The sequence below is a fragment of the Streptomyces sp. NPDC058145 genome (genome assembly GCF_042884245.1).
GTDB lineage: Bacteria > Actinomycetota > Actinomycetes > Streptomycetales > Streptomycetaceae > Streptomyces.
The window spans coordinates 36,118-56,972 of sequence record NZ_JBHVUH010000013.1 but is presented as its reverse complement, the minus strand read 5'-3'; the positions used below and the strand labels follow the sequence as shown (position 1 = coordinate 56,972).

Annotated in this window: 18 protein-coding genes and 2 tRNA genes; 5 read left to right on the top strand and 15 right to left on the bottom strand. The window is 71.2% G+C overall.

The window, feature by feature from the left end; genetic code table 11:
- Window positions 1-48: 48 nt before the first annotated feature.
- Window positions 49-2,919 carry a leucine--tRNA ligase gene (leuS, locus tag ACFVVO_RS27775; protein WP_390058385.1) on the bottom strand — a complete coding sequence of 957 codons (2,871 nt, stop codon included), beginning with the start codon at window positions 2,917-2,919 and terminating at the stop codon, window positions 49-51.
- A 428-nt stretch (window positions 2,920-3,347) separates the two neighbouring features.
- On the opposite strand from leuS, the gene ACFVVO_RS27770 reads away from it, so the two are divergent.
- Together ACFVVO_RS27770 and ACFVVO_RS27765 are read left to right on the top strand one after the other, a co-directional pair.
- Window positions 3,348-4,640 (top strand): cytochrome b/b6 domain-containing protein, encoded by a 1,293-nt coding sequence (locus tag ACFVVO_RS27770; RefSeq protein WP_390058383.1) that lies wholly within the window; start codon window positions 3,348-3,350, stop codon window positions 4,638-4,640.
- Window positions 4,637-6,247 (top strand): NADH-ubiquinone oxidoreductase-F iron-sulfur binding region domain-containing protein, encoded by a 1,611-nt coding sequence (locus ACFVVO_RS27765; RefSeq protein ID WP_390058381.1) that lies wholly within the window; start codon window positions 4,637-4,639, stop codon window positions 6,245-6,247. Before ACFVVO_RS27770 ends, ACFVVO_RS27765 begins: the two co-directional genes overlap by 4 nt.
- A gap of 177 nt (window positions 6,248-6,424) precedes the next feature.
- Here the strand turns inward: ACFVVO_RS27765 and ACFVVO_RS27760 are convergent.
- Window positions 6,425-6,497 (bottom strand) — tRNA-Ala (locus ACFVVO_RS27760).
- Window positions 6,498-6,611: 114 nt separating this feature from the next.
- Between ACFVVO_RS27760 and ACFVVO_RS27755 the strand changes: the two genes are divergently transcribed.
- Complete coding sequence (locus ACFVVO_RS27755) at window positions 6,612-7,841, top strand: glycosyltransferase 87 family protein (protein WP_390058379.1); 1,230 nt, start codon at window positions 6,612-6,614, stop codon at window positions 7,839-7,841.
- Here ACFVVO_RS27755 and ACFVVO_RS27750 read toward each other — a convergent pair.
- The 8 genes from ACFVVO_RS27750 to ACFVVO_RS27715 form a co-directional block, all read right to left on the bottom strand.
- Window positions 7,820-8,053 (bottom strand): hypothetical protein, encoded by a 234-nt coding sequence (locus tag ACFVVO_RS27750; protein WP_006136074.1) that lies wholly within the window; start codon window positions 8,051-8,053, stop codon window positions 7,820-7,822. The two genes, ACFVVO_RS27755 and ACFVVO_RS27750, sit on opposite strands and share 22 nt — an antisense overlap.
- Window positions 8,054-8,590: 537 nt before the next feature.
- Window positions 8,591-8,663: transfer RNA gene (locus tag ACFVVO_RS27745), tRNA-Ala, on the bottom strand.
- Window positions 8,664-8,793: 130 nt separating this feature from the next.
- Entirely contained in the window at window positions 8,794-9,462 is a 669-nt protein-coding gene (locus ACFVVO_RS27740; protein WP_390058377.1) for a histidine phosphatase family protein, read from the bottom strand.
- Entirely contained in the window at window positions 9,459-9,905 is a 447-nt protein-coding gene (rsfS, locus tag ACFVVO_RS27735; protein WP_390058376.1) for a ribosome silencing factor, read from the bottom strand. The genes ACFVVO_RS27740 and rsfS overlap by 4 nt, the downstream gene beginning before the upstream one ends.
- A 101-nt stretch (window positions 9,906-10,006) precedes the next feature.
- The gene (locus ACFVVO_RS27730) at window positions 10,007-11,743 is read right to left on the bottom strand and encodes a LytR C-terminal domain-containing protein (protein ID WP_390058374.1); all 1,737 of its coding nucleotides are present in this window, start codon (window positions 11,741-11,743) and stop codon (window positions 10,007-10,009) included.
- 16 nt (window positions 11,744-11,759) lie between these two features.
- Entirely contained in the window at window positions 11,760-12,422 is a 663-nt protein-coding gene (gene nadD / locus ACFVVO_RS27725) for a nicotinate-nucleotide adenylyltransferase (protein WP_390058373.1), read from the bottom strand.
- Between the two features lie 56 nt (window positions 12,423-12,478).
- Window positions 12,479-12,643, bottom strand: coding sequence for a hypothetical protein (locus tag ACFVVO_RS27720; protein WP_351659421.1), 165 nt, complete (start codon window positions 12,641-12,643; stop codon window positions 12,479-12,481).
- Between the two features lie 141 nt (window positions 12,644-12,784).
- Window positions 12,785-12,949 carry a hypothetical protein gene (locus tag ACFVVO_RS27715; RefSeq protein ID WP_390058371.1) on the bottom strand — a complete coding sequence of 55 codons (165 nt, stop codon included), beginning with the start codon at window positions 12,947-12,949 and terminating at the stop codon, window positions 12,785-12,787.
- Window positions 12,950-13,051: 102 nt separating this feature from the next.
- Between ACFVVO_RS27715 and ACFVVO_RS27710 the strand changes: the two genes are divergently transcribed.
- On the top strand, window positions 13,052-14,185 hold the full coding sequence (locus ACFVVO_RS27710) for a M48 family metallopeptidase (protein WP_390058369.1): 1,134 nt from the start codon (window positions 13,052-13,054) through the stop codon (window positions 14,183-14,185).
- 46 nt (window positions 14,186-14,231) lie between these two features.
- Here the strand turns inward: ACFVVO_RS27710 and ACFVVO_RS27705 are convergent, their stop codons facing one another.
- From ACFVVO_RS27705 to proB, 5 genes are all read right to left on the bottom strand, one after another.
- Window positions 14,232-15,302, bottom strand: coding sequence for a hypothetical protein (locus ACFVVO_RS27705; protein ID WP_390058367.1), 1,071 nt, complete (start codon window positions 15,300-15,302; stop codon window positions 14,232-14,234).
- Between the two features lie 89 nt (window positions 15,303-15,391).
- Entirely contained in the window at window positions 15,392-15,964 is a 573-nt protein-coding gene (locus ACFVVO_RS27700; RefSeq protein WP_390058365.1) for a hypothetical protein, read from the bottom strand.
- A 109-nt stretch (window positions 15,965-16,073) separates the two neighbouring features.
- Window positions 16,074-17,360 carry a glutamate-5-semialdehyde dehydrogenase gene (locus ACFVVO_RS27695; protein WP_390058363.1) on the bottom strand — a complete coding sequence of 429 codons (1,287 nt, stop codon included), beginning with the start codon at window positions 17,358-17,360 and terminating at the stop codon, window positions 16,074-16,076.
- A 138-nt stretch (window positions 17,361-17,498) separates the two neighbouring features.
- The gene (locus tag ACFVVO_RS27690) at window positions 17,499-17,933 is read right to left on the bottom strand and encodes a hypothetical protein (protein WP_390058361.1); all 435 of its coding nucleotides are present in this window, start codon (window positions 17,931-17,933) and stop codon (window positions 17,499-17,501) included.
- A gap of 150 nt (window positions 17,934-18,083) precedes the next feature.
- On the bottom strand, window positions 18,084-19,199 hold the full coding sequence (gene proB / locus ACFVVO_RS27685; RefSeq protein WP_390058725.1) for a glutamate 5-kinase: 1,116 nt from the start codon (window positions 19,197-19,199) through the stop codon (window positions 18,084-18,086).
- Window positions 19,200-19,429: 230 nt separating this feature from the next.
- Here proB and ACFVVO_RS27680 point away from each other — a divergent pair, with 230 nt between their 5' ends.
- A complete protein-coding gene (locus ACFVVO_RS27680; RefSeq protein ID WP_390058359.1) occupies window positions 19,430-20,833 on the top strand; it encodes a polysaccharide pyruvyl transferase family protein in 1,404 nt (467 codons plus the stop codon).
- Window positions 20,834-20,855: the final 22 nt, after the last annotated feature.

The window sequence follows — 20,855 nt, the reverse complement described above, 5'->3', positions numbered from 1 at the left end:
CGAGGCGTCCGACACCCCGGCCCCCGCCGCATTCACGCGGCTCCGCGGTCACGCCGGAACGATGTTCACCAGCTTCGGCGCCCGCACGATCACCTTGCGGATGGCCGCGCCGTCCAGCGCGGCGACGACCTTCTCGTCCGCCAGCGCCGCCTTCTCCAGCTCCTCGTCGGAGATGGCGGGCGACACCTCCAGACGGGCCTTCACCTTGCCCTTGACCTGCACGACACAGGTGACGCTCTCGTCCACCACGTACCGCGGGTCGGCGACCGGGAAGTCCCGGTGGACGACCGAGTCGGTGTGGCCCAGCTTGCGCCACAGCTCCTCGGCGACGTGCGGGGCCAGCGGGGCGACCAGCAGCACCAGCGGCTCGGCGACCGAGCGGGACACCTCGCCACCGACCTTGGTCAGGTGGTTGTTCAGCTCCGTCACCTTGGCGATGGCGGTGTTGAAGCGCAGGCCCTCCAGGTCCTGGCGCACACCGTCGATCGCCTTGTGCAGGGCGCGCAGCGTCTCCTCGCCGGGCTCGGCGTCGGTGACGGTGACCTCGCCGGTGTTCTCGTCGACGATGTTGCGCCACAGCCGCTGCAGCAGCCGGAACTGACCGACCACCGCGCGCGTGTCCCACGGCCGCGACACGTCCAGCGGGCCCATCGCCATCTCGTACAGGCGCAGCGTGTCGGCGCCGTACTCGGCGGCGATCTCGTCCGGAGTCACCGCGTTCTTCAGGGACTTGCCCATCTTGCCCAGCAGGCGGGTGACCTTCTCGCCCTGGTAGTAGTACGCGCCGTCCCGCTCCTCGACCTCGGCGGCCGGGACCGCGATGCCGCGGCTGTCGCGGTAGACGTAGGCCTGGATCATGCCCTGGTTGAACAGCTTGTGGAACGGCTCCGCGGAGGAGACGTGCCCCAGGTCGAACAGGACCTTGGACCAGAAGCGCGCGTACAGCAGGTGCAGCACGGCGTGCTCGGCGCCGCCGACGTACAGGTCGACACCGCCGTGCGGCAGGCCCTCGCGCGGGCCCATCCAGTACCGCTCGATCTCCGGGTCGACCAGCTGCCGGTCGTTGTGCGGGTCCAGATAGCGGAACTCGTACCAGCAGGAACCGGCCCAGTTGGGCATGGTGTTGGTCTCGCGGCGGTACTTCTTCGGCCCGTCGCCCAGGTCCAGGGTGACGTTGACCCACTCCTCGTTGCGCGACAGCGGGGTCTCGGGCTGGGTGTCGGCGTCGTCCGGGTCGAAAGTGCGCGGGCTGTAGTCCTCGACCTCGGGCAGCTCCAGCGGCAGCATCGACTCGGGCAGCGCGTGGGCGACGCCGTCCTCGTCGTAGACGATCGGGAAGGGCTCGCCCCAGTAGCGCTGGCGGCTGAACAGCCAGTCGCGCAGGCGGAAGTTGACGGTGCCCTCGCCGATGCCCCGGCGCTCCAGCCACTCGGTGATGCGGGCCTTGGCCTCGGTGACGCCCAGGCCGTCCAGGGAGACCTCGTCGTTGGCGGAGGCGATGATCTTCGCGTCGTGCGATCCGAAGGCGTCCTCCCAGGTGGAGGTGTCCGTGCCGCGGCCGTCGGTCGGCTCGACGACGCAGTGGATCGGCAGCTCGAAAGCGCGCGCGAACTCGAAGTCGCGCTGGTCGCCCGCCGGGACGGCCATGATCGCGCCGGTGCCGTAGCCCATCAGGACGTAGTCGGCGATGAAGACGGGGACCTGTTCGCCGTTGACCGGGTTGGTGGCGTACGCGCCGATGAAGACGCCGGTCTTGTCCTTGGCCTCGGCCTGCCGCTCGACCTCCGACTTGGAGGCGGCCTGCGCGCGGTAGGCGGCGACGGCCTCGGCGGGCGTGGCGTGGCCGCCGGTCCACACCTGGTGCGTGCCCTCGGGCCAGGCCTGCGGGGTGAACTTCTCGACCAGCGGGTGCTCGGGGGCCAGCACCATGTAGGTCGCGCCGAACAGGGTGTCGGGGCGGGTGGTGAAGACCGTGATGCGCTCGCCGTCGATCGGGAAGTCGACGCGGGCGCCCTCGGAGCGGCCGATCCAGTTGCGCTGCTGCAGCTTGATGGCCTCGGGCCAGTCCAGCGCCTCCAGATCGTCCAGCAGCCGGTCGGCGTAGGCGGTGATGCGCATGTTCCACTGGCGCAGCTTTGCCTTGAAGACCGGGTAGTTGCCGCGCTCGGAGCGGCCGTCGGCGGTGACCTCCTCGTTGGCCAGCACGGTGCCCAGGCCGGGGCACCAGTTGACCGGCGCGTCGGAGGCGTAGGCCAGGCGGTACTCGCCCAGGACCTCGGCGCGCTCGACGGCGCTCAGCTCATGCCAGGGGCGCCCACCGGGCACCGCGCGCTCACCGGACTCGAACCGGGCGACCAGCTCGGAGATCGGGCGCGCCGCCCCGGCCTCGTCGTCGTACCAGGAGTTGAAGATCTGCAGGAAGATCCACTGGGTCCACTTGTAGTACTCCGGGTCGATCGTGGCGAACGACCGGCGCCTGTCGTGGCCCAGGCCCAGCCGGCGCAGCTGGGCCTTCATGTTCTCGATGTTCGCCTCGGTGGACACGCGCGGGTGCGTGCCGGTCTGCACGGCGTACTGCTCGGCGGGCAGGCCGAAGGCGTCGAAGCCCAGGGTGTGCAGGACGTTGTGGCCGGTCATCCGCTGGAACCGGGCGTAGACGTCGGTGGCGATGTAGCCCAGAGGGTGACCCACGTGCAGGCCCGCACCCGAGGGGTACGGGAACATGTCCATGATGAACTTCTTGGGCTTGGCGGCCAGCTCGGGGTCACCGGCCAGGTCGCCCTTGGGGTTCGGCGCCGCGTAGGTGCCGTCGACGTCCCAGAAGTCCTGCCAGCGTGCCTCGATCTCGGCTGCCATGGCGGCCGTGTAGCGGTGCGGCGCGGCCACCTCGGCGGCGGCAGCGGGGTTCGTCTCGCTCATGATCCTCAAAGCTCCATCGATCGTCTCTGCCTGCGGCTGCCTGCGGCTGTGACACTCAAGAAACGAAAAATCCCCTCGCACAGGAGGGGACGCCGCGCCGATGCCGACCACACGGTTCGACCGGTGGGTCGGTACTGATCAGCGCGGCCCGCTAAGCAGAAGGCGTACGGCACGCATGGCGCTAGGGTACCGCAGCCCTTGAGCAAGCCGCGACGCGCTTCCGTATGCCTGGTGGACATGACACACAGCCCCGCCACGACTGAACCAAGGTCAGAGATTACTCCGCGTAACAGCCACTAAGGGACACCGTCCCCGACACATTGTCCTTTGATAACAACGCAATAACTCAAAGCTCCTACTGATCGGTATGGCGCCACTTAGAGTTCGGCAGCGGGACCGCTTTCCCGAAACTGCTCGGAGTTGCCCCCATGAACCCTCGTCGTAGTAACAGCTCGCTCCCCAAACCCGGCCGGTCGGCCTATGGGGTGGCATCCGCCGTCGTTCTGCTGCTCATACCCGTGGTCGTGCTGGTCGGAGGCAGCCAGTTCCAGGAGTTCCTGAACTTCGGAGCGGGCGTGCTGTCCCTGGTCTCGCTGAGCTGTTCGGTGATCTGGGGGCTGTTCGCCCAGGACCGGATCTTCCTGAACACGCGCCAGCGGATCGTCGGCCAGGCGGTGCACCGGACGACCGCGGTCGCCTCCATCGCGTTCCTGCTGCTGCACATCACCACCAAGATCGCGCTGGACCACACCAAGCTGATCGCCGCGATCATCCCGTTCTCGCTCGGCGTCACCGGAAGCGGCGGCCTGATCGGCCTGGGCTCGCTGGCGGGTCTGCTGATGATCTTCGTGGGCGTGACCGGCGCCCTGCGCAGCAACTTCGCCACGCCGGCCCCGGTCGCCGCCCGCTGGCGTGCGATGCACATGCTGGCCTATCCGGCCTGGTGCGCGGCGCTGGTGCACGGGCTCTACGCGGGTCGCCAGGCCAAGCCGGTCTTCGTGATCCTCTACAGCCTGTCCCTGCTCGGCGTGATGGGCGCGCTGGCGCTCCGCTCGGCCCCGCGCCCCTTCAAGCGCAAGGTCGCCGACCGGCTCGTGGCCGTCCTGGGCAGCTCGGAGCGGCGGGGGTTCGACGAGCTGGACGCGAGCCGGTCGCGGGTCACCGAGTCCGCGCTGCCGGGCTTCGAGTCCCGGCGCGAGCCGAGGCCGTCGCCCGCCGGCACGCCTGCCGGTCCCGCGTCCGCGCCGCTGTACCAGACCCCCGCCGCCCCGGCCGCCGAGCCCGCGTCCGGTTTCGCGGCCGCCTATCGCGCGGTGTCCACCCCGGGTCGTCCCCAGCAGCCGTTCACGGCCGACCGCACCGCGCGCATGGATCTGCCGCTGGACCTGCAGGCCACGGAGGCGATGCCGCGCGTGGACGGCCCGTCGAGCACTTCGGGCAGCTGGCCGATCCCGTCCCCGCCGCCGGTCGGCGAGGCCCCGCCGTCGGCGTACGACCCGCTCCAGGACACCGGATACAACATCCCGGCCTATGGCAATCCGGGCACCGGCGGATACGGCGGACGTGACGTGTACGACACCGGTGAGACGAACGCCTCCTACGGGACGTACAACTCGGGTGACACGTTCAACGGCGGTCCCGCCACCGAAACAACCCCCGGCGCGTACGACCCGCCGGGTTCGGGCGAACCTTGGAACACGCCTTCCGGAGGCTATAGGTGAACGAGGCCCTGCCCGACGTCCCGGAAGTCCGCGTGGTCGGCCTTCCCCAGCTGACCTCGGGCTTCGACCTTGTGGAGCGGCTCGACCTGCCCATGCACCTGAAGGTGCACGGGCCGCTCGACCCGCTGGGCGGCGAACAGCTCGCCCAGCTCGCCGAGCGCATCGGCCTCAAGGGCCGCGGCGGCGCGGGCTTCCCCTTCCACAAGAAGCTGCGCTCGGTCGCCGAGTCGGCGATCAAGCGCGGGGTGCGGCCGGTCGTCGTCGTCAACGGCAGTGAGGACGAACCGGCCTGCCGCAAGGACACGGTGCTCATCAACCGTGCCCCGCACCTCATCCTGGACGGCGCCCTGCTGTGCGCCGAGGCGCTCGGTGCCCGCACGCTCGTGATCGGGGTCACCCGGGAGTCCACCCAGCGCTCCATGGAGGCCGCGCTGGCCGAACGCGGCCTGAGCAACAGCCGCAGGTCGGCACTGCGCGCTTGGGTGCAGCGCAACCCGGTCCGGATGGTCACCGGCGCCGCCGCGTCGCTGATCCGTTCGGTCGACGGCGGCCCGGCGATCCCGCCCGGCCGCAAGATCAGCGCCTCGCAGAGCGGCGTCGGCGGGGCGCCCACGCTGCTGTCGAACGCGGAGACGTTCGCGCAGCTCGCCATCGCCGCCCGCATCGGGCCCGAGCGCTACGGCAACACCGGCCTGTACGACGAGCCGGGCACCGTCATGCTCACCGTCTCCGGAGCCGTCGCCCGGCCGATGGTGCTCGAGGTTCCCACCGGCGTGCCGCTGCGCTACGTCCTGCAGCTGGCCGGCGCCCCGCCGGTGCCGCAGGGCGTGCTGACCGGCGGCTACCACGGCAAGTGGATCGACGCCGCGACCGTCAACGAGGCGATCGTCTCCCGCAACTCGCTGGACGCGGTGGGCGGTTCGCTGGGCGCGGGCGCGATCCTGCCGATCAGCCAGGAGACCTGCCCGCTGGGCGAGTCGCTGCGAGTGGCCCAGTGGCTGGCCGAGGAGAGCGCCGGCCAGTGCGGCCCCTGCTACCTGGGACTGCCCGCCGCCGCGCGCGGCCTGGAGGACATCCTGAACGGCGGCGGACCGGCCGCCCTTGAGGCGCTGAAGCAGGTCGCGAAGAACGTGAAGCGGCGCGGGGCGTGTTCGCACCCCGACGGCTCCGCGATGTTCCTGGAGTCGACCATCAAGGCGTTCACCGACGACCTGGCCGCGCACGTCCTCGGCAACGGCTGCGGACGGCCCGTGGAGGGCGTGCTGCCGCTCTTCGAGGGGGGCAGGGCCCCGGCGGGCATCCAGGGCGGCGCTGAGCCCGAGGAGACCGGCGGCAGCCGCCAGAAGATCTACGTCGACTGGACGCTGTGCCGGGGCCACGGTCTCTGCGCCGACATCCTCCCCGAGGTCTTCGAACTCGGCGCGGACGGCTTCCCGACGGTGGCGCAGGCTCAGGTGCCGCGCTACGCCGAGGCGAAGGCGCTGCGCGCGGTGCGCCGCTGCCCCGCCCTGGCGCTGCGCATCGAGGAGGAGACCCGCGGCCAGGCGCCGTCACGCAACCTGCCCGTCCTCTCCCAGGGCCGTGGCCGGCGGGCCCTCGGCCGCTGACGACACGACCGCGCGCGACGGGGGTCGTCCGAGCCGGGTGGCCCCCGTCGCGCGTCTGTCGGAACACACGCGCGCGTACGAGCCGTAGAGGATGGCGAACACGTCCGTGACGGGGAACGTGACGGGTAACACGACGAAGGCGGATCATCCGTTCGGATGATCCGCCTTCGATTTCTGTGGAGCTAAGGAGAATTGAACTCCTGACCTCCTGCATGCCATGCAGGCGCTCTACCAACTGAGCTATAGCCCCTCGCTTTGTTCCGCCCGGTCTCCCCGGCGGCGACGCCAACATTACACGGTCCCCGGGGGGCAGTACCAAATCGGTTTCCGTTTGACTCTCATACGGGGGCTAATGTCTGCTTTCGTGACCCTGGCAGCGTTCCCCGGAGCCCGGCGCCGCGTGCCGGTGGCGGCGGGCGCGTGCCTGGTGTCGTTCACGGCGTTCTGGCTGGCCCAGCGGGCCGCGCACGTGTCGATGATCGACCTGATGGTGTACCGGGCCGAGGGCGCCACCGTCCGCGCGGGCGGTGATCTGTACGCGCTGCGGGCGACCGCCGCGCACCTGCCCACCACCTACCCCCCGTTCGCGGCCCTGCTGTTCACGGCGTTGACGCTGCCGGGCACCGTGGTCCTGCGCACGCTGGCCACGGCCGGGAACCTGGTCCTGCTGCTGGTGTTCGTGCGGCTGTCCCTGAGACTCACCGGCCACACACGCGTGGAGACCGTCTGGTGGGTCGCGGCGGTGGCCGTCTGGTGCGAGCCGGTGTGGACGACCCTGCGCTACGGCCAGGTCAACCTGCTGCTGGCCACGGTGGTGCTGTGGGACCTGACCCGCCGCCCCGTCGACGGCCACGGCCGCTGGGCCGGTGCGGGACTCGGGCTCGCCGCCGCGGTGAAGCTGACGCCGGCGCTGTTCGCGGTGTTCCTGCTCACCACGGGGATCGTGGCCCGGCTGCGGGGCGGCGACGGGGAGCCATGGCTGCGTCACGCGCGCGGGGCGGCCGTCGCGTTCGCCGGTGCCACGCTGCTCGCGGCGGCCGCCCTGCCGTACGACTCGTGGCGGTTCTGGACGGACACGGTGTTCCGGTCGGACCGGGTCGGGCACGCGGAGGACACCGCCAACCAGGCCCTGCGCGGCGTTCTGGCGCGCATGCTGCACACTCCCGACCCGGGAGCCGTCTGGACGGCCGGCGTGGCCGTGATGGCCGCCGTGGGGCTCGCGGTGGCGGTGACGGCGGAGCTGCGTGGGATGCGGGCCTGGGCGGTGTGCTGCTGCGCGGTCACCGCGCTGCTGGTCAGCCCGGTGTCGTGGACGCACCACTGGGTGTGGTGCGTGCCCCTGGTGCTGCTGCTGTGGACGCGCGGACACCGGGCGGCGGCCCTGGGCACGGCCCTGGTGTTCTGCTCGTACGCCCCCTGGTGGGTGCCGCACGGCCCGGCGCGGCCCGAACTGCACCAGAGCGGCGCCCAGATGACGCTCTCGGCCCTCTACCCGGCCGCGGCCGCGCTGTTCCTGGCGCTGGCCCGGACCTCGACATCGTTGCCGGAAAGACGGCAGGAGCCGGGGATACGTCAAGCGGTGACGAAGGAGTAGAACCTCTTGAGCGTGCAGTGCTCCTCGAGCAGGCGGCCGTAGATCGGCTCGCCCTCCAGCTCGCGGTAGGTCTCGATCGGGTCGCCTTTTATGATCAGCGCCCGCGCGCATTCCTCGCACCAGTACTGGTAGTCGGGATTGATCGGCTCCATGTCACGGACGATCGGCGTACCACTGCCGCACCAGTCGCACTTTCGCCTGTGTGCACCCATCGATCAGCTCCAGCTGTGGCCGCAGGCCGTGCACACGTAGGAGATTCCGCCATTGTCGCCGAGAACTTGCGCCACATGTCCGGAACCGCAGGAAGGGCAGCTGAGCCGGGTGGTCGTGTCCCGTATCAACGCAGCACCGAGGAGGTGGCCGACCTCCCCAAGGATGCTCGCAGGCATCGCTACTCCTCCCGTCGGGCCGCGCCCCCTTCCGGCCGTTTGATTCTGCCACGGCCGGGCCAATACGGTCAGCGACGCCTCGGTACCGGTCCGGACACGGCGCCCGTCGCGGCTGGGCCGGCCCCTGTCCGCGCGCCCACCGGGAACGCCTCCGTGGAGGTATACGCCCTCGGGACCCCATGTGACTCAAGCCGGTACGGGACCAGTCTGCCCAACACCGCCCCGCCGGGTCAGCCGGACGAGCCGGGAACACGAGGAAAGATCCTCCGGAACAGTCGCCGGAACACAGAGGATCCCGCCCCCCTGAGGGGACGGGATCCTCATCACCGATCTCTGACAACTCGACAGAGTGTCGATCCGTGGAGCTAAGGAGAATTGAACTCCTGACCTCCTGCATGCCATGCAGGCGCTCTACCAACTGAGCTATAGCCCCTTGTCCCACGCGGCGGGCCGCATGGTGTTTCGCCCCGCTCGGCGGGGCGAACAAGAAGAACTTTAGCCTGTGACCTGCCGGAAAGTGAAATCCGGGTCCCCGGGTGGGGAACAGCGGGCCCGGGGGCCGCTCAGTCGTCGTCGCCGAGGACGGGCTCCGGGAGGGTGCCCGCGTTGTGCTCCAGCAGGCGCCAGCCGCGGGCGCCCTCACCGAGCACGGACCAGCAGCAGTTGGACAGGCCGCCGAGGCTCTCCCAGTGCGAGGCCTCGAGGCCGAGGAGCCGGCCGATGGTGGTGCGGATGGTGCCACCGTGGCTGACCACCACGAGGGTGCCGTCCTCGGGCAGCTTCTCGGCGTGCCGCAGCACGACGGGGGCGGCGCGGTCGGCGACCTCGGTCTCCAGCTCGCCGCCGCCGCGGCGGACCGCCTCGCCGCGCTTCCAGGCGGCGTACTCCTCGCCGTGGCGGGTGATGATCTCCTCGTGCGTCAGCCCCTGCCAGACGCCCGCGTAGGTCTCGCGCAGGCCCTCGTCGGGGGTGACGTCGAGCCCGGTGAGGGCGGCCAGCTCGGAGGCCGTGTTCGCGGCCCGTCGCAGGTCGGAGGAGACGATCGCGTCGGGCCCCAGGGAGGCGAGCAGCCGGGCGGCGCGGCGGGCCTGGCCGATGCCGGTCTCGGTCAGTTCGACGTCCGTACTGCCCTGGAAGCGGCGTTCGACGTTCCACGAGGTCTGGCCGTGCCGCCACAGGATGATGCGGCGGCCCCGGCCCCTGCGGTCGGTCACTTCGCCGGTGGCACTCATCGCCAGTCCCCGTCGGGCTCCTCGGCGGCCTCGGCTGCCTGCAGCTTGGCGTGCTCCTGGGCCTTGCCGCGGGTGGCCTTGGCGTCGGCGGGCAGCTCGAGCTCGGGGCAGTCCTTCCACAGCCGCTCCAGGGCGTAGAAGACCCGCTCCTCGCTGTGCTGGACGTGGATGACGATGTCGATGTAGTCGAGCAGGATCCAGCGGGACTCGCGGTCGCCTTCGCGGCGTACGGGCTTGGCGCCGAGTTCCTTCTGCAGGCGCTCCTCGATCTCGTCGACGATCGCCCGGACCTGGCGGTCGTTCGGCGCGGAGGCCAGCAGGAATGCGTCCGTGATCGACAGCACGTCGCTGACGTCGTAGGCGATGACGTCGTGGGCGAGCTTGTCGGCCGCCGCCTGGGCGGCGGTGTTGATGAGATCGAGGGAACGGTCGGTGGCGGTCACTACGCGGCTTTCGGTCGGCGGTCTGTTGACCTCAAGGGTCTCACGGACCGACTGGCGCACCCCACGCGATCACGGCATCGCGTGGGGTGCCCCGGCCGCGGTCAGGAGGAGGCGGGCCGGTAGTCGCCGCCGAGGACGACCGAGACGTCGGCGCCGGAGGACACGGTGCCCTTGGCCACGGAGCCGGCCGGCAGGCCCAGCGTCTTGGCGACCTCGGCGGCGTTCGCCTTGTCGGCGGCGTCGGCGTAGAGCACCTGGGAGGTGGTCCGGGTGCCGGACGCGGTGCCGCCCTCGAGGAAGGTGAAGCCGCCGTTCAGGAGCACCACGCGGGCCTTCTCGGTGTCGTCCTTCACGCCGGTGGCGTTCTGGACGGAGACCCGCACCGCCGATCCCGCGGCGGGGCTCTTGGCGGTGCCGCCCAGGATGTCCTTGACCACGCTGTCGCTGGTCGCGGCGCTCAGGGTGCCGCCGGTCTGCACGGGCAGCAGGGCCGTCCGGTAGTCGCCGCCCTTGGCGAGGTCGGCGAGGCCCGCGAGGAAGGTGCCGAGGTCCTTGTCGGTCAGCGGCGGGTCGAGGATCTGGGCCAGGGTCTGCACGGTGGTGGTGGCGGCCGCCGGCTCGGAGGAGAGCTTGCGGAGCACGCCCTGCATGACCTGCCCGAACCGCTCCAGCTGGGCGTTCTGGGACTCGCCGGACGCGCGGTAGGTGGCGTAGGCGACGGCCATCTTGCCGCTGAGGGTCTGCGCCTTGCCCCGGTGGACCAGCGGCGAGGAACCCTTCTTCTTGCCGTCCGGGTCGGGCACGTCGGTGTTGGTGTCGATGTCGATGTTGCCGACCAGGTCGACGAGGTTCTGCAGGTAGGGGGTGTCCAGGCGCCAGGTGCCCTGGATGCTGGTCCCGAGGACGGTGTCGAGCTGGTCGCGGGTGCCGGAGGCGCCGTCGTCGTCCACGGACTTGGCGAGCGTCGTGGTGGAGCCGTCGTCGCCGCTCAGCGCGAGGGAGTTGGGCAGCAGCACGGTGGTGCCCTGCTTGGTGGTGGTGTTGTCGACCAGCAGTGCCGTGGAGGTGCCGGACCTGCCGGTGTTGTGCAGGTGGACGACGATCACGTCGCGCTTCTGGGCGCCCACCGGCGTGGCCGTGCCCGTCTTGGAGCCGGAGGAGGACAGGCCGGGCAGTTTCCCGGCGTACCAGAGGTAGCCGACGCCGCCCACGGCGACGAGGGCGAGGACGACGAGGAGGGCGATGATCCGGCTGCGGGCGCGGCGGCGGGCCTCCTCGCGGCGCTCCGTGCGGTTCTCCGTGAACGCCAGCCAGTCGATGACGTCCTCGGAGTCGCCGTCCGGCTCCTCGACGAAGGCGAACTGCTCGTCGCCGCGGTCCGGTTCACCGGGGGCGGTGCGGGGCTCGGGGACCTCGGGCTCCCGCGGGGCGGTGGTGCCGCCGGGGCCTGCCTGCTGCGGGATGTAGGCGGTCTGTTCGGCGACCCGGGGGTGCTGCCCGCTTGTCGCCGCCTGCCCGTAGGGGTCGTACGGGGCGGTGGTTCCCTGGGCGCCGGTGCCGTAGGCGTCGTACGGGGCCTGGGAGCCGTAGGGGTCGTAGGAGGGCGTGGCGGGCTGCTGCCGGCCGGTGCCGTACGCGTCGTAGGACTGCGGCTGCTGAGGGCCCGTTGCGTACGGGTCGTAGCCGTAGCCCTGCTGGGCGTACGGATCGTAGGACTGCTGTGGCGCCTGCCGCGCCGGGACCTGCCGGTACACGGGCTGCCCGTACTCGTCGTAGCCGACGAGTTCGTACGGGGCGGCGCCCTGGGCGGCGTCATCCGCGTCGTATCGGTCGTTCACCGGTGCCCCTCTCGGCTCATTCGCCGCGGTACAGCTCGCGCTTGTCGATGTAACGCACGACTCCGTCCGGCACCATGTACCAGATGGGGTCGCCCTTGGCGACTCTCGCGCGGCAGTCCGTCGAGGAGATGGCGAGCGCGGGAACCTCTACGAGCGAGACGCCGCCCTCCGGCAGCCCCTGGTCGGTCAGGTGGTGGCCGGGACGGGTGACGCCGATGAAGTGCGCGAGGGAGAACAGCTCCTCGGAGTCCCGCCAGGTGAGGATCTGGCCCAGGGCGTCGGCACCGGTCATGAAGAACAGGTCGGTGTCGGGGTTGAGGGCCCGCAGGTCGCGCAGGGTGTCCACGGTGTAGGTGGGGCCGCCGCGGTCGATGTCGATGCGGCTGACGGAGAACTGCGGGTTCTCGGCGGTGGCGATGACCGTCATCAGGTAGCGGTCCTCGGCCGGGGAGACCTTCCGGTGGGACTTCTGCCACGGCTGGCCGGTGGGCACGAACACCACCTCGTCCAGCTGGAACTGGGCGGCGACCTCGCTTGCCGCCACGAGGTGCCCGTGGTGGATCGGGTCGAACGTTCCGCCCATGACGCCGAGGCGGCGCCTGCCCGTGTGGGCGGGGCCGTTGCCCGGGCGTGGCACCGGGGTGTGCACCGGGCCGGTGGGCTTGTCCTGCTCTTCCATGCGTGCAGACCCTACCGGCCCGGTCCGAGGGCCCTGGCCGGGGACGGGGTCCCGGTTCAGCGGTCGCGGTTGAAGCGGGTGGTGATCCACAGCAGGAGCAGCAGGATGATCAGCGCGCCGCCGCCGGTGACCGCCGGGTTCAGGCTGTTGTGGTTGCCACCGTGCTCCTCACCCTCGGCGGCGAGGGTGACCAGCTGGGCAGCGGCGAGGTGGAGGCTCATCGGCAGGACCTATCGCGTGTGGGCGGGATGAAGATGTCGGCTCATCGTAAGCGGGCGGCCCGGCGGCGATCACCCCGACTCCGCCGTCGCGGTGGACGCGGGACGTCAACTGCGCCACCGGCGGGGAACTTCCGCGGCCCGTCAGTCGTCCTTCTGCTTGTAGCCGCGCAGCAGGATCCATGCGGTCAGTGCGCAGCCGAGGAACATCACGATCAGAACGATCCGGAGCAGGTTGCCCGATCCGTGCTGCTGGACGGCGGTGCCGGCGGCCTCGGTCAGCCAGGTTGCCGGGGGGCGGTACTCCATGACGTGGTCTCCTTCGCTGTACTGCCCGTCCACGGTATCTCCGCCTAGGCTGGCTCCCGACTCGGGGGCGACAGTGGCACTGACACGCACATGGGGGAAGACATGTCCGACGACGGCCGTGAGCAGACCGGGCACGAGCGCGTGCCGAGCAGGCATCGCAGGCGCTTCCCGGGGATCTCCTCGCGTGCCTACGAGCATCCGGCCGACCGGTCGGCTCTGGTGGCGCTGCGCAAGCTGAGCGGTTTCGACACCGTGTTCAAGGTGCTCAGCGGGCTGCTGCCGGAGCGGAGCCTGAGGCTGCTGTTCCTGTCCGACTCGGTACGTGTCTCGGAGCGGCAGTTCGCGCACCTGCACGACATGCTGCTGGACGCCTGCTACATCCTGGACCTGGAGAAGGTCCCGCCGATGTACGTCACGCAGGACCCGCAGCCGAACGCGATGTGCATCGGTCTGGACGAGCCGGTCATCGTGGTCACCACGGGCCTGGTCGAACTGCTCGACGAGGAGGAGATGCGGGCGGTCGTCGGGCACGAGGTGGGGCACGCCCTGTCCGGTCACGCGGTGTACCGCACGATACTGCTGTTCCTGACCACGCTGGCCCTGAAGGTCGCCTGGGTACCGCTGGGCAACATCGCGATCATGGCGCTCGTGACCGCGCTCAGGGAGTGGTTCCGCAAGTCGGAGCTGTCGGCGGACCGGGCCGGGCTGCTGGTGGGGCAGGATCTGCGGGCCTCCATGCGCGGCCTGATGAAGATGGCGGGCGGCAACCATCTGCACGAGATGAACGTGGACGCGTTCCTGGAGCAGGCCGAGGAGTACGAGGCCGGCGGCGACCTGCGCGACTCGGTGCTGAAGATCCTGAACGTGCTGCCCCGCTCGCACCCCTTCGCCACCATCCGGGCCGCGGAGCTGAAGAAGTGGGCCGGGTCCCGGGACCACCAGCGCCTGATGGACGGCCACTACCCGCGGCGCAGCGAGGACAAGGACGCCTCGGTGAGCGACTCCTTCCGCGAGTCCGCCGCGAGCTACGCCAGCGATGTGAAGACCTCGAAGGACCCGCTGATGAAGCTGGTCACGGACCTCGCGGGCGGCGCCGGCGACTTCGGCGGCCGGGTCCGCCGCGGCTTCGACGGTTTCCGGGGCCCGGCCCCGTCGAAGGACGCGCCGCGAGGCGCCTCCGAGCAGGACGGACCGCAGGACGGACCGCGAGACGCCTCCGAGCAGGACGGGGAGTAGCCGGATCACGGCCCCGGGGCCCGGCCGGGACGTCAGACCTTCGGCGTCAGACCTTCGGCTGGGCCTCGGTGGCCAGCGTGCCGCACAGGGCCGTGGTGCTGTCCGCGGCGTAGGGGTTGGTGCCCGCCGGGCCGCCGCTCCGGGCAGTCTGGCCGGGCAGCAGAGGCCGCAGGTAGGAGGTGGCGTCCTCGGCGCAGGACAGCGGGCCCGCCTGGGTGTAGGAGCCGGCCAGCCGGACCTGGCCCACGCGCAGGTCGTCGCGGGTGAAGCGGAAGGCCAGCTCGCGGCGGACGGTGAAGAGGGACACGGCCGCGTCGGCGGCGGCGCCGGCCGGGCGCAGGGCGTAGACGAAGATCGTGTCGGCGCTGATCTCCAGTGTGGCCGTGTCGGTCTCGGCGGCCCGCAGGGTGCCCTGGGCGCGGATCCGGTCGTCGGCCAGGCGCGCGTGGGAGGGGTCGATGCGGACCAGCCAGCCGGTGGGGGCGTGGCGGCCGTCCGCCGCCGGGTGGTCGAAGCCGCGGTCGAACTGGGCGAGCTGGTCGGAGTCGAGCAGGGCCCGGACCGGGCGGACCTGGCGGCCGGTGAGCACATCGGGGTCGAGGGAGGAGCGGACCAGGTAGTTCCTGGCGATGCTCAGGGCGGCGGTGACCTGGCTGTCCGAGAAGTGGGCGGTGCCGCGGGAGGCGGGCAGCGGGATTCCCGCGGCACCGACCTCGAACTGGGCGGCCGGGCTGTGCGCGTACAGGTACTCGGCGTCGGTGGCGCCCGGCACCTTGCCCCGCGGGGCCAGCGGGATGACGGTCATCCGCAGGGGTTCGACGGTGCGCCGGGCCTGCGGGGAGCCGTAGGGGTGGCGGACACCCATGTAGACCGCGGTGGCGAAGGCGACGGCGATCAGCAGGAGGAGGATCAGGGCCTGCCGGGTCAGCCCACGGCGCAGCGGCGGGCGCCGGCGCACGGCGGGCGAGTGGTCGGTCATGCGCTCCTGTGCGGAGTACTCCTGGAGGCGGGCAGCGCGGACGAACGACTCGTCGAACACGACGGATCGGTACTCGTCCTCGCCACCTGCGGGGCCGCCCTCGGGTGTCCCCTCCGGTGGGTCTCCAGGCCCGCCCATACTTTCAGGGTAGGTTCCGGGGGCCTCCGGTAAACGCACCGCTGTGCGACAACTTCTGACAGGTTCTCACCAGAAACGCGGGGCGGCTTTCAGGGGGATCGCGGGATCGCCGAGACCGCGGGGCGGCCGGTGTCGGCGGAGGCGGAGGGGCGTGCCGCCGCTCCCTGCTCCAGGCCGGTGGATGCGGGTGACGGCATCCGGTCGCGGGTGCCGGAGGAGGCGCCCCGGTAGACGGCGGCGAAGGCCAGCGCGACCATGCCGACGCCCATCACGAGCGCGAGCACCCAGGCGACGGGCCGGTGCCAGCGGACCTGCTTGCCGTAGGGCCAGAAGGCGCCGTGGTGGGCGCCGCGGGCCTGGTCGTCGTCGAATTCGTCGTCGTCCTGATCATGACCGAATCCGGTGCCCTCGACGCCGTAACCGTCGTCGTAGCGGTCGCCTCCGGCGTGGGCGCGGCGGGCTTCCGCCTCGGAGGCCTCGGCTCTGGCCTGGGCCGCTGCCAGGAGGCGTTCGACGGCCGTCGGCTCGTGCACCACGGCCGCCTGCACGAATGCCTCGTCGAATACCACGGAGGCGAACTCTTCGTCCGACACCCCGCGGTCGTGGTCGTCGTCGGGCTCCCAGCCGTCCGAGAACGGCGTGCCCCCCACGTCCTCCGGCACGGATCCAGAGTAGACCTGGGGGGTCAATTTGGGCAGACGGTACGGAAATTCATCCGCCTGCTGAGATGTCTTTCCGTCAGGCCTGCTCGCCGGCGTGCGCGCGGCTCCGTCAGCGGCGTACGTGCCCGTCGCCGGTGACGATGTACTTCGTGCTGGTCAGCTCCGGCAGGCCCATCGGACCGCGGGCGTGCAGCTTCTGGGTGGAGATGCCGATCTCCGCGCCGAAGCCGAACTGGCCGCCGTCGGTGAACCGGGTGGAGGCGTTCACGGCGACGGTGGTGGAGTCGACCAGCTGGGTGAAGCGGCGGGCCGCCTGCTGGGAGGTGGTGACGATCGCCTCGGTGTGCCCGGAGGTCCACAGCCGGATGTGCTCGACGGCCTTGTCGAGGGAGTCCACGACGGCGGCGGCGATGTCGTACGACAGGTACTCGGTCTCCCAGTCCTCCGGGGTCGCCTCGACCACGGTGGCCTTGGCGTCCTTGGCGTGGGCCAGCACGCGCTCGTCGGCGTGCACGGTGACCCCGGCCTCGGCCAGGGCGTCGAGGGCCCGCGGCAGGAACTCGGCGGCGATGTCCTGGTGCACCAGGAGGGTCTCGGCGGCGTTGCAGACGCTGACCCGCTGGGCCTTGGAGTTGATCAGGATCTCGATCGCCATGTCGATGTCGGCCTGCGCGTCGACGTAGACGTGGCAGTTTCCGGTGCCGGTCTCGATGACGGGGACCACGGACTCGCTCACCACGGTCTGGATCAGGGAGGCGCCGCCGCGCGGGATGAGCACGTCGACGAGCCCGCGGGCGCGCATCAGCTCGCGGACGGAGTCACGGCTCTCGCCGGGCACCAGCTGGACCGCGTCCGCGGGCAGCCCGGCGCCGCCGACGGCGTCCCGGATCACCCGGACGAGGGCCGTGTTGGACTCGTAGGCGGAGGCCGAGCCGCGCAGCAGGACGGCGTTGCCGGACTTCAGGCACAGCGCGGCGGCGTCCACGGTGACGTTCGGGCGGGCCTCGTAGATGATGCCGACCACGCCGAGCGGGACGCGGACCTGGCGCAGGTCGATGCCGTTGGGGAGGGTGGAGCCGCGCACCACCTCGCCGACCGGGTCGGGCAGCTTCGCGACGTCGCGGACGTCGGCGGCGATGGCGCGGACACGCTCGGGGGTGAGGGTGAGCCGGTCGACCACGGACTCGCTGGTGCCGTTCTCCCGGGCCTTGGCCACGTCCTTGGCGTTGGCCTCGACGATCTCGCCGGTCCGGACCTCCAGGGCGTCGGCGATGGCGAGCAGCGCGTCGTCCTTCACGGCGCGCGGGAGCGGCGCGAGATCGGCGGCGGCGGCCTTGGCCCGGTAGGCGGCCTGGGTGACCGGGGACATGGAGTCGTACGGCGAGAGCGTGGTCATGGGGGAAGGGTAGTGCGCGGCACCGTGCCGTTCAGCCGTTGTCCCATACCGCGAGACGGGTCAAAAGGGGGTGAAGCCCGCCGTGGAACCTCGCATGGAACCTCGCCGTGACCGGTCCGTTCAGCGGCACCGGCCCGTTCAGAACGGGTGCACCCCTACCGGAGTCGCGGGCGCGGGGCCGTATCCCTCGGCGATGCGCTGGTGGTACGTCTCGCGGTCGATGACCTCGAGACCGACGATCTCCCAGGCCGGCAGTCCGGCGGTCTGCCGGTGCTCGCCCCACAGCCGCAGCGCGACGGCGGCCGCGTCATGGAGGTCGCGGGCCTCCTCCCAGTAGCGGATCTCCGCGTGGTCGCCGGCGTATCTGCTGGTCAGCAGGAAGGGGTGGTCGTGGGCGAGCTGTTCCAGGGCGCGCCGCAGGTCGGGCAGCGGCACCTCCTCCCCGGAGACGCTGAGGGTGACGTGCCACAGGCGGGGCAGGTCCCTGGGCACCTCACGCCGCTCGTAGGCGTCTCCGGCCACGACGCTCGTCAGAGCACCGCGGGACGCCGTCCCGGGGCGCGCTCGTCTCACGACGGCCTCCTTCTCGCATGACCCTTGACGGAACGTGTCCCATCAACATGTCCCCGAGAGAAAGTTGAGCAGGCCGCCGGGCTCCGCGTGGCGGTTTCACGGAACGTCCCCCACCGGGGGCGTTCCGTACGCCCTGTTCTACGAGTGGCTCTACGAGTGCGACGAGTGCAGCAGTACCAGGTCGTCCCTGTGTACGACCTCGCGTTCGTACGCCGGACCCAGCTCGCGCGCCAGTTCCCGGGTCGAACGTCCGATCAGCAGGGGGATCTCCTTGGCGTCGAAGTTGACGAGCCCCCGGGCCACCGCGCGTCCCGTGCCGTCGCGCAGCTCGACCGGGTCGCCGGCGCTGAACTCGCCCTCCACGGCGGCGATACCCGCGGGCAGCAGCGAGGTGCGCCGCTCCACGACCGCCCGGACGGCGCCGTCGTCGAGGGTGAGGGAGCCCTGCGGGGTGGAGGCGTGCTGGAGCCACAGCAGCCGGTCGGCGGAGCGCTTGCCGCTGGGGTGGAAATAGGTACCGGTGTCGCCGCCGCTCAGCGCATCCGCCGCGTGGACGGCGCTGGTCAGCACCACCGGGATGCCCGCGGCGGCGGCGATCCGGGCGGCCTCGACCTTGGTGACCATGCCGCCGGTGCCGACCCCGGCCTTGCCCGCGCTGCCGATCTCGACCTCGGCGAGGTCCCCGGGTCCCCGCACCTCCGCTATCCGCGAGGTGCCCGGCTTGCTCGGGTCGCCGTCGTAGACGCCGTCGACGTCGGAGAGCAGCACCAGCAGGTCGGCGTGGACGAGGTGGGCGACCAGGGCGGCGAGGCGGTCGTTGTCACCGAAGCGGATCTCGTCGGTGGCGACGGTGTCGTTCTCGTTGACGACCGGCAGGGCACCCATCGCCAGCAGCTTGTCCAGCGTGCGGGAGGCGTTGCGGTGGTGGGCGCGGCGGCTCATGTCGTCGCTGGTGAGCAGCACCTGGCCGACTCGGACGCCGTAGCGGGCGAGGGAGGCGGTGTAGCGGGCGACGAGCAGGCCCTGGCCGACACTGGCGGCGGCCTGCTGGCGGGCGAGGTCCCTGGGACGGCGACGCAGCCCCAGGGGGGCGAGTCCGGCCGCGATGGCTCCGGAGGAGACCAGGACGATCTCCCGCTCCCCTCCGCTGCGCACCTTGGCGAGGACGTCGACGAGCGCGTCGACGCGGTCGGCGTCCAGGCCGCCCGCGGCCGTGGTCAGCGACGAGGAGCCCACCTTGACTACGATCCTGCGGGCCGTACCCACGGCTTGCCTTGCCTCGGTCACCTTGCCTGCTGTCCCCTCGCCCCGTACCGGCTGCCTGAGCGGCAATCGCTGTCTGTCCGGCAATCTACGCGAAGGGGGCCGGGCGGTGCGCATCGGTCCAGCCTCCGGACAGGCGCACAGTAACCGTTTGCTCACGTTTCGCGTACGGCAAAAAGGTTGTATCCGTTGCCTATAGAAATTAAACCCTTCACCAATTTAAATTGACCGTTGTGTCACCTACCGTTCGCCACCCGAAGCGCATCCTGCTCAGATCGGGCAAGAGTCCCTATGACGTCTTCTCCGTGGAGGAGGCCCTCCACCAGGACGTCATCGCCACCAACTCCGGCAACCTGATCTTCCAGGACGCCGCGCACAAGATCCTCGAGACGCCGGACACCGAGGTGTTCTCGAACGGCGGACGCACCGAGGTGGCCGCTGCGGCGCGCATCAACGCGGAGTACGACGCGTTCGTCGTACCGCTGGCCAACGCCTTCCGCCCGTCCTTCGAGGTGGCGCTGCAGCGGCTGACCCGCCTCATCTCCAAGCTGCGCATCCCCGTCGTGGTGCTCGGCGTGGGCGCGCAGACCGGTGTGGGCTACGACGCGGCGCGGCTGAAGCGGATCGAGCCGACCGTGCGCGCGTTCTGTTCGGCGGTGCTGGACCGCAGCGCCTCGATCGGCGTGCGCGGCGAGTTCACCGAGACGTACCTGCGGGACATGGGCTTCAAGGACGTCGAGGTCATCGGCTGCCCGTCCCTGTTCATGTACGGCCGCGAACTCGACGTGCGCAAGCAGGTCCCCGGTCTGACGGCCGAGTCACGGATCGCGATCAACGGCTCGCACAGCGCGGTGAGGAAGCAGGGGCTGGGCCGGATCATCAACCGGACCCACGAGCACTACCCCAACCTGCGCTTCATCGGCCAGAACCTCAGTGACGCGCGGCAGCTCCACTGGCGGGACCTGTCGGACCCGAACGCCGCGGTGACCGCGATACCGACGCACCCGGACCACCCGATGTACCGGGAGGACAAGGTGCGGGTGTACGTCGACCCGATCACCTGGATCGACGAGCTGCGCCCGTTCGACTTCTCCTTCGGCTCCCGGATCCACGGCAACATCGCGGCGCTGCTCGCCGGTACTCCCGCGACGGTGCTGTGCGGGGACTCGCGCACGCTGGAGCTGTGCCGGTACTTCGAGATCCCGCACCAGCGCCTGGACAAGGTCGCCAAGGACCCCGAGGCGGCGGACCCGGCGCGGCTGTACGAGCAGGCCGACTTCAGCGGGCTGACCGGCAACCACGCCGAGCGCTTCGAGCGGTTCACCCGCTTCCTGGACAAGAACGGGCTGCAGAACACCTTCACGCACGGCGACGGCGGCGCCGCCTTCGAGAAGCGGATGCGGTCGCTGGCGTTCCCGCCGGGCGTGCGCCCCTGGAACGACGCCGACCTTTCCTCGCTGACCACCCGGTTCGGCTGGCTGCACACCCAGGTCGGCGAGCTGTCCAGGGACAACGACCGGCTGCGGCGGGAGCTGGCCCGGTCGAAGCGGGTCAAGGACGCCGTCCCCGCGCCCGCGGCCTCCGTCTACCGGCGCGCCCGCCGGGTGGTGGGCCGGGCGCTGCACTCGGGCAAGTAGCGCGGCGCGGCACCGGCGGACG